The sequence below is a fragment of the Marinimicrobium sp. UBA4509 genome, assembly GCF_002388575.1.
GTDB lineage: Bacteria > Pseudomonadota > Gammaproteobacteria > Pseudomonadales > Cellvibrionaceae > Marinimicrobium > Marinimicrobium koreense.
In genome coordinates this window covers 67,944-75,458 of sequence record NZ_DGMV01000025.1, presented here as the reverse complement: position 1 = coordinate 75,458, position 7,515 = coordinate 67,944, and the positions used below count along the sequence as shown (strand labels likewise).

Annotated in this window: 7 protein-coding genes; 6 read left to right on the top strand and 1 reads right to left on the bottom strand. The window is 59.2% G+C overall.

Features of this window, described 5'->3' with window-relative positions; genetic code table 11:
• The first annotated feature begins 101 nt into the window (after positions 1-101).
• From fabF to B3520_RS02940, 6 genes are all read left to right on the top strand, one after another.
• Positions 102-1,343: a beta-ketoacyl-ACP synthase II gene (gene fabF / locus B3520_RS02965; protein WP_024460249.1), complete on the top strand. Its 1,242-nt coding sequence runs from the start codon at positions 102-104 to the stop codon at positions 1,341-1,343.
• 81 nt (positions 1,344-1,424) lie between these two features.
• Entirely contained in the window at positions 1,425-2,291 is an 867-nt protein-coding gene (gene pabC / locus B3520_RS02960) for an aminodeoxychorismate lyase (RefSeq protein WP_286875377.1), read from the top strand.
• Positions 2,288-3,316 (top strand): endolytic transglycosylase MltG, encoded by a 1,029-nt coding sequence (mltG, locus tag B3520_RS02955; RefSeq protein ID WP_286806615.1) that lies wholly within the window; start codon positions 2,288-2,290, stop codon positions 3,314-3,316. The genes pabC and mltG overlap by 4 nt, the downstream gene beginning before the upstream one ends.
• 163 nt (positions 3,317-3,479) lie before the next feature.
• Complete coding sequence (locus B3520_RS02950) at positions 3,480-5,213, top strand: glutamine--tRNA ligase/YqeY domain fusion protein (RefSeq protein ID WP_286806617.1); 1,734 nt, start codon at positions 3,480-3,482, stop codon at positions 5,211-5,213.
• Positions 5,214-5,219: 6 nt separating this feature from the next.
• Positions 5,220-6,611: a cysteine--tRNA ligase gene (gene cysS, locus B3520_RS02945; RefSeq protein WP_286806618.1), complete on the top strand. Its 1,392-nt coding sequence runs from the start codon at positions 5,220-5,222 to the stop codon at positions 6,609-6,611.
• Between the two features lie 44 nt (positions 6,612-6,655).
• Positions 6,656-6,886, top strand: coding sequence for a hypothetical protein (locus B3520_RS02940; RefSeq protein ID WP_024460244.1), 231 nt, complete (start codon positions 6,656-6,658; stop codon positions 6,884-6,886).
• A gap of 7 nt (positions 6,887-6,893) precedes the next feature.
• On the opposite strand, the gene B3520_RS02935 is transcribed toward B3520_RS02940, so the two are convergent.
• Positions 6,894-7,515, bottom strand: a 622-nt coding sequence (locus B3520_RS02935; RefSeq protein ID WP_286875375.1) for a transporter associated domain-containing protein, incomplete at its 5' end; no start/stop codon positions are given.

Sequence of the window (7,515 nt, the reverse complement as noted above, 5' to 3'; positions counted from 1 at the left end):
ATAAGGCCGGATCCCGCTCGGGCCCGGGCCGGCCCTCGCTGCACCGCAGCGGGAGCCGGCCCGGGTTCGGTGATTGTCATTTTTGTCGGAGAGCTTTCAAGGTGTCGCGCAAACGAGTCGTAGTTACCGGGCTGGGTATGGTCAGTCCATTGGGAAATACTGTTGCTGACAGCTGGCGAGGAATCGTCAATGGTGTCAGCGGGGCAGCCCCGATCAGCCATTTTGACCCCTCGGCTTTCACCACCCGCTTCAGCGCATCGGTGAAGGACTTTTCTGTCGATGGCTACTACCCGGTAAAAGACGCTCGTAAAATGGACGCGTTCATTCAGTACGGCATGGTCGCCGGTATCCAGGCGATGCGGGACTCCGGCCTCGAGGTGGATGAAGCGAACAGTCACCGGATGGGGGTTTCCATCGGTTCCGGCATCGGTGGGATCGGTTCCATCGAAGACGGTGCGCTGATGATCGAGCACAAGGGCCCGCGTCGTATTTCGCCGTTCTTTGTGCCCGGCGCCATCATCAATATGATCTCGGGCAACCTGTCGATCATGTACGGCCTGCGCGGCCCGAACATTGCCATCACCACCGCCTGCACCACCGGTACCCACAGTATCGGCTATGCGGCGCGCAGCATCATGTATGACGAGTGCGATGTGATGCTTGCCGGCGGTGCCGAAATGGCCACCACTCCTGTGGGCCTGGGCGGTTTCGCCGCGGCGCGCGCGCTGTCCACACGCAATGATGCCCCTGAAGCGGCCAGCCGCCCCTGGGACAAAGATCGAGATGGTTTTGTGCTGGGCGATGGTGCCGGGGTGATGGTGCTCGAAGAGTACGAACATGCCAAGGCGCGCGGCGCGAAAATTTATGCCGAGCTGGTGGGTTTTGGTATGAGCGGCGACGCTTACCATATGACCTCACCGCCCGCCGATGGCGCCGGTGCGGCGCTGTCGATGCGCAACGCCATCCGCGATGCCGGAATTCAGACTGAGGCGATCAACTACATCAACGCCCACGGCACCTCCACTCAGGCGGGCGACCGGGCGGAGTGTCAGGCCGTGAAGAGCGTCATGGGGTCTGCCGTGGACCAGGTGGCGGTAAGCTCTACCAAGTCCATGATCGGTCACCTCCTGGGTGCCGCCGGCGCGGTGGAAGCCATTTTCAGCGTTCTGGCCATTCGGGATCAGGTGGCGCCGCCGACCATCAACCTCGACAATCCGGATGAAGGTTGTGATGATATCAATCTGGTGCCGAATACCGCCCAGGAGCGCAAGATTGACGCGGTTCTGTCCAACTCCTTCGGTTTTGGTGGCACCAACGGTTCGTTGATCTTCCGCAACATTTAGCCGGCTGGTGGTCCTTAGGCTCGAACGCCGGAGTGTGCTGCACTCCGGCGTTTTTGTGTCCGCTTTTGGTAGACTCCCTGTATGACAGATTCAGAAGTGATCACACTGACCAACGGTGAATTTGGCGCGACGCTTTCTCCCCTGGATCGCGGCCTGGCCTATGGTGACGGTTTATTCGAAACCGCCAGGGTGCGCGGCGGCCGGGTACCACTCTGGTCGTTCCATCGGCAGAGGCTGATCGCCGGCGCCCGGAGGCTGGGTCTGGTTCTGGATACCGATCGCCTCGAACGGGAGCGGGAGCGTTTACTCGCCCGCCTGCCGGCTGTGGACGGTAGTCTCAAGTTGGTCGTTACCCGTGGCGTCGGTGGCAAGGCTTATCAGCCTCCGAAACACCCGCAGATCAGTTATTGCTGGCAATTGCGTCCCGGCGTCTCACCCGCCTGGCAGAAGGGTGGGGACGGTGTGGTGCTCCACGAGTGTCGTCACCGTCTGGGGGATAATCCGGTATTGGCCGGCATGAAGCACCTGAATCGCCTGGAGTATGTGCTGGCCCGAATGGAATGGGACGACGAATACCCTGAGGGGCTGCTGAGCGATGCGGCGGGGTATATCATCGAGGGCACCTTGAGTAACGTCTTCGTCCGCCTGGAAGATGGCTGGTGGACCCCGCGCCTGGACCGTAATGGTGTGGCCGGTGTCATGCGTCGCCTGATCATGGAGGTCCTGGGGCCACAGCTGGACCTGGTGGTTCAGGAGGGCCAGGTGACCCGTGAGGCTCTGATCGGGGCCCGGGAATGGTTTATCTGCAATAGCGTGTTTGGCATCTGGCCTGTGACCGGGTTGGCGCCCGGTGGCGAAACTTGGACGGTCGGCCCTCAGACCCGGCAATTACAGAGCTGCTTTGAGCATTGGCTGGCCGATAACAGAAATCTGAAGGAGGTGCCGTGAAGCGGCTGTTGGGGAAACTGATTATTTTGGGTGTGCTGCTCGCCGGCGGGCTTGCCGCTTACGGGTACCACTGGCTGAACAGCCCGCTGGCATTGCCGGAGAATGGCCTGCGCCAGGAGCTCACCCGGGGGGAGACGCTGAGCCATCTGACATCAGAGCTTGGCGCCCAGGGCATTCTGCGTCATCCCCGGGCGCTGCGATTGTATGCGCGACTGACTGAGCAGACCGGGGTTCATGCGGGCGAGTACCACCTTCGCCCCGGGTTGACCCCCCGCACGTTGCTGGAGCAACTCAATGCAGGTGAGGTTGTTCTTCATCAGGTGACCCTGATTGAGGGTTGGACCTTTGCTCAGGCCCTGGCCGCACTGCACAGCGAGGATACCATTGTCGCGGAGCTCAAGGGGCTGAGCCGCGAGCAGCAAATGGCACGCCTCGAGCTGGATGTGGCGCATCCTGAGGGCTGGTTTTTTCCGGACACCTACCGGTTTGCTCGGGGCACCAGCGACGTTGAGCTGTTGCGCAGAGCGCATCGGATCATGCGTGAGGAACTTGAGCGGGTGTGGTCGCAGCGGGCCGACGGCCTGCCCTATGAGACGCCCTATGAGGCATTGATCATGGCGTCACTCATCGAGCGGGAAACCGGGGCGCCCTGGGAGCGGGAAGAGATTGCCGGGGTGTTTGTACGCCGCCTGAACCGTGGGATGCGTCTGCAGACGGATCCCACCGTGATCTATGGTATGGGGGATCGGTACGAAGGGCGGCTGACCCGCCGGGATCTGAGAGCGCCGACGCCCTACAACACCTACACCAACTCCGGCCTTCCTCCCACCCCGATCGCGCTGCCCGGGCGCGAAGCCCTGGCGGCGGCGGTCAATCCGGCGCCTGGAACGGCACTCTATTTTGTGGCCAAGGGCGATGGTACCCATGTGTTTTCTGACACCCTGGAGGCTCACAACAAAGCGGTGCGCGAATATCAATTGCAGCGACGGGAAGATTACCGCTCCTCCTTGCAGGCCGCGCCCTGATCCTGACATTCCGGGAGCGGTGGGGCACCGGTTCGCTAGGAAAAACCGGGGGGAGTGTTTACAATAGGCCGCTTTTCAAACCAATCTGATAGCCCGTTTTACCGGGCTTTCGCAATCTTCGGGACACTCGAATTCAACCGAGACCAATGGGAACGCAAGTAGTATGAGCGATCATTCGCCCGCCACGGGCAAAGACACCAAAGACACTGCGGGTACTGCAGAAAACCGCGCACCGGAAAAGCCCCTGCATTTTATTCAGCAGATCATCCGCAAGGATATTGAATCGGGCCAGGTGCAACAGGTGGTGACCCGGTTCCCCCCGGAGCCCAACGGCTATCTTCACATCGGACATGCGAAATCCATCTGCCTGAACTTCGGTATGGCGGAGGAGTTTGGCGGTGTCTGTCATCTGCGTTTCGACGATACTAACCCGGAAAAAGAAAACGAAGAGTATGTCAACGCGATCAAGGCGGATGTCCAGTGGCTCGGTTTTGAATGGGGCGGCCCGGTTCGCTATACCTCCGACTATTTCCAGAATCTTTACGACTGGGCGCTGCACCTGATTCGTGAAGGCAAGGCCTATGTCTGTGACCTGAGTCCGGATCAGGCGCGCGAGTATCGCGGCACGCTCACCGAGCCCGGCCGCAACAGCCCCTATCGGGATCGCTCCGTAGAGGAGAACCTGGAGCGCTTTGAAAAAATGCGTCGCGGTGAATTCGCGGAAGGTGAGTGTGTACTGCGTGCCAGAATTGATATGGCGGCGCCAAACATGAATTTGCGCGATCCGATCATTTACCGCATTAAAAAGGCGCGCCATCACCACACCGGGGACACCTGGAGCATCTATCCGTCCTACGATTTCGCTCATGGGCAGAGTGACGCCCTGGAAGGGATTACCCATTCCATTTGCACCCTCGAATTCGAAGATCACCGGCCTTTGTATGACTGGTTTATCGAGAATCTCCCGGTGCCCGCCAGACCCCGACAGTACGAGTTCGCGCGCCTCAATGTGAATTACACCATCACCAGCAAGCGCAAACTGAAACAGCTGGTGGATGAAGGGCATGTTGATGGTTGGGACGACCCTCGCATGCCCACCATTTCCGGTATGCGTCGGCGCGGCTACCCGCCGGAAGCACTGCGTAATTTCTGCACCGCGATTGGCGTTACCCGGTCCGATAGTGTCGTGGATGTCGGCATGCTCGAGTATGCCGTGCGTGATCATCTGGACAAGAACGCGCCGCGCGCCATGTGTGTATTGCACCCGCTGAAGGTGACATTGACCAACTACCCGTCGGATCGCATCGAGGAAATGCGCGCGCCAGGGCATCCGAACCGGGATGACTTCAGTGAGCGTGTATTGCCGTTTACCCATACGCTATACATTGAACAGGATGACTTCCGCGAGGAAGCCAACAAGAAGTACAAGCGGTTGGTGCTGGGCAAGCGTGTGCGCTTGCGCAATGCGTATGTGATTGAGGCCGATGAAGCCATCAAGAACGATGAAGGCGAAGTGATCGAGGTTCGGGCGCGCATCATCGAGGATACACTGGGTAAAGACCCGCAGGACGGCGTCAAACCCAAAGGCGTAATCCACTGGGTGTCGGCCACCCATCACCTCAACTGCGAAGTCCGCCTGTACGACCGTCTGTTCAGCGACCCGTCACCGGATTCGGGCGGCAAAGACTTCCTGCAGGCGATCAACCCGGACAGTCTCAAAATTCTGGAAAACTGCAAGGCGGAGATCAGCCTGGCGGGAGCCAAAGTGGGTAACCATTTTCAGTTTGAGCGCTCCGGCTATTTCTGCCTGGACAGCAAGTATTCCACCATCGACAAGCCCGTGTTCAACCGCACCATCGAGTTGCGCGACACCTGGGCCAAAATGGATCAACAGTAATTCACTATGACTCTGCATCTGTACAACACGCTGACGCGACAGAAAGAAGCCTTTCAACCCATTCAGCCGGGCAAAATTTCCATGTATGTCTGTGGGGTGACGGTGTATGACTACTGCCACCTCGGGCACGCTCGTGTGCTGGTGGTGTTTGATGTGATTGCCCGCTTTCTGCGCAGTCAGGGTTGGGATCTGACCTACGTCCGCAATCTGACCGATATCGATGACAAGATATTGCGGCGGGCGGAGGAGAACGGTGAGCCCTATCAGAGTCTTACCTCCCGGTTCATCGATGCCGCTCACGAAGACGAGGCCAAGCTGGGTATTGTTCCTCCCGATGTCGAGCCACGGGCAACCGCTCATATCGACGATATTCTCGCCATGGTGCAGACCCTGATTGACAAGGATTTTGCTTACGCGGCGAGCAACGGTGATGTCTATTATCGGGTGAGCCGATTCAAGGACTACGGGCGGCTGAGCAACAAGAATCCCGACGAGCTGCTCGCCGGTGCCCGCATTGATGTGGATGAGGCCAAAGAAGACCCGCGTGATTTTGCTCTGTGGAAACACGCCGAGGCCGATGAGGCCGGATGGGATTCACCCTGGGGGCGAGGTCGTCCGGGCTGGCATATTGAGTGCTCAGCCATGAGTAAACACTGCCTGGGTGAGCATTTCGATATTCACGGCGGTGGCCCCGATCTGCCGTTTCCGCACCACGAAAATGAAATCGCCCAAAGCGAAGCCGCCAACGGTTGCCACTACGTGAATTACTGGATTCATGCCGGTGCCTTACGGGTGGACGGTGAAAAAATGTCCAAGTCCCTGGGCAACTTCTTTACCATCCGCGATGTGCTGGAGAAGTATCACCCGGAGGTGGTCCGCTATCTGTTGATTGGCAGTCACTACCGCAGTCCGATCAATTATTCCGAGGACAGTCTGGTCGAGGCGCGCACCGGGCTGGAGCGCTTCTATGGCGCACTGCGTGATTACGCGGAGGTTGAGCCCGCCTCGATGGAGGATCTGGAAGGCAGTGCTTATTATCGGGACTTCGTTTCGGCGATGAACGATGATTTCAACACCCGCCTGGCGTTAGCCGTCATGTACGATCTGGTTCGCGATCTGAACAGTGAGTCCGACTCCGACAAGGCGCGGGCCATGGCCGCCGAGCTGAAGGCGCTGGGCGCTGTGTTCGGACTGCTGCAGGATCAGCCGGATCGGTTTCTACAGGCCGGTGGTGCCGATGCGATCGGTGCCGAGCAGGTTGAAGCGCTGATTGCCGAGCGTGCTGATGCCAAGAAGGCGAAGAATTTTGCCCGGGCGGATGAAATCCGCGACCAGCTTCAGGCGCAGGGAGTGGTGCTTCTGGACTCACCCAGTGGAACCCAATGGCGCCGGGAATAAGTCCTGTCCCATCGTCCGGAACGAAGCGCCAGCAGAGGTAAACTATGAAGTCTTTTCGAGCCACCTACCGTCGGTACCGCACCCTGTGGGTCAGCCTTCTGGCCTGCGCCGCGTTTCTGGCGTTGGCGGTGTACGGATGGGGGGTGAGTCTGCAGGACCTGGCCAACACGCTGTGGGTGGCAGCGGTTCTACTGGCGGGGCTGATTATTGCCGCGGCCATCCTGGGCTTTGTGCTGTTCAGGGTGCGCCGCTGGCGGGAGCGCCGCCAGCGCTAGTGCGTGGTCAGTTGGTGGCGGGGACGCGCTTGACCCGAAGCCAGGAAATCATTTTGTCCGTCAGTTCCCGGGTCTCAAACTGGTAACCGTCAATCGCAAAGCCGATATGCGCGTCCGGAATACTTTCAAGGTATTCCATCGCCAGACCGTTCAGCGTCTTGGGTCCGTCCTGCGGTAAGTCCCAATCCAAAGCGCGATTGATGTCCCGAATGAAAGTGCCGCCGTCAATCAGGTAGGTGCCGTCATCCTGGGGCTGAATATCCTCATCGGATTCCTCGGCGGAATTGGTGGTGAAGTCGCCGACGATTTCCTCCAGAAGATCCTCCAGCGTCACCAGTCCCTGTACCTCGCCGTACTCGTCAACCACTAATGCCATGCGGCACTTCTGTTGCTGGAAGTTCAGCAGTTGGGTGTGCAACGGTGTTGCTTCCGGGACGAAATAGGGCTCGTTCGCAAACTGGCGAATATCATCGAGAGTGACACTGTCATCCGTACCGCGAATGAAGCGGGCCGCATTGCGCAGGTGCAGAATACCGACCACGTTATTGATGTCCCCTTCAAACAGGGGCAGGCGGGTGTACTCACTGGTGCGAATCTGTTCCAGCAGGTCGGCCACGGGTAGCGTCAGG

Bases quoted from the DNA above. Each gene is read 5' to 3' on its own strand.
- pabC (WP_286875377.1), top strand. From the start codon at position 1,425: ATGACAGATTCAGAAGTGATCACACTGACCAACGGTGAATTTGGCGCG.
- B3520_RS02950 (WP_286806617.1), top strand. From the start codon at position 3,480: ATGAGCGATCATTCGCCCGCCACGGGCAAAGACACCAAAGACACTGCG.
- cysS (WP_286806618.1), top strand. From the start codon at position 5,220: ATGACTCTGCATCTGTACAACACGCTGACGCGACAGAAAGAAGCCTTT.
- B3520_RS02940 (WP_024460244.1), top strand. From the start codon at position 6,656: ATGAAGTCTTTTCGAGCCACCTACCGTCGGTACCGCACCCTGTGGGTC.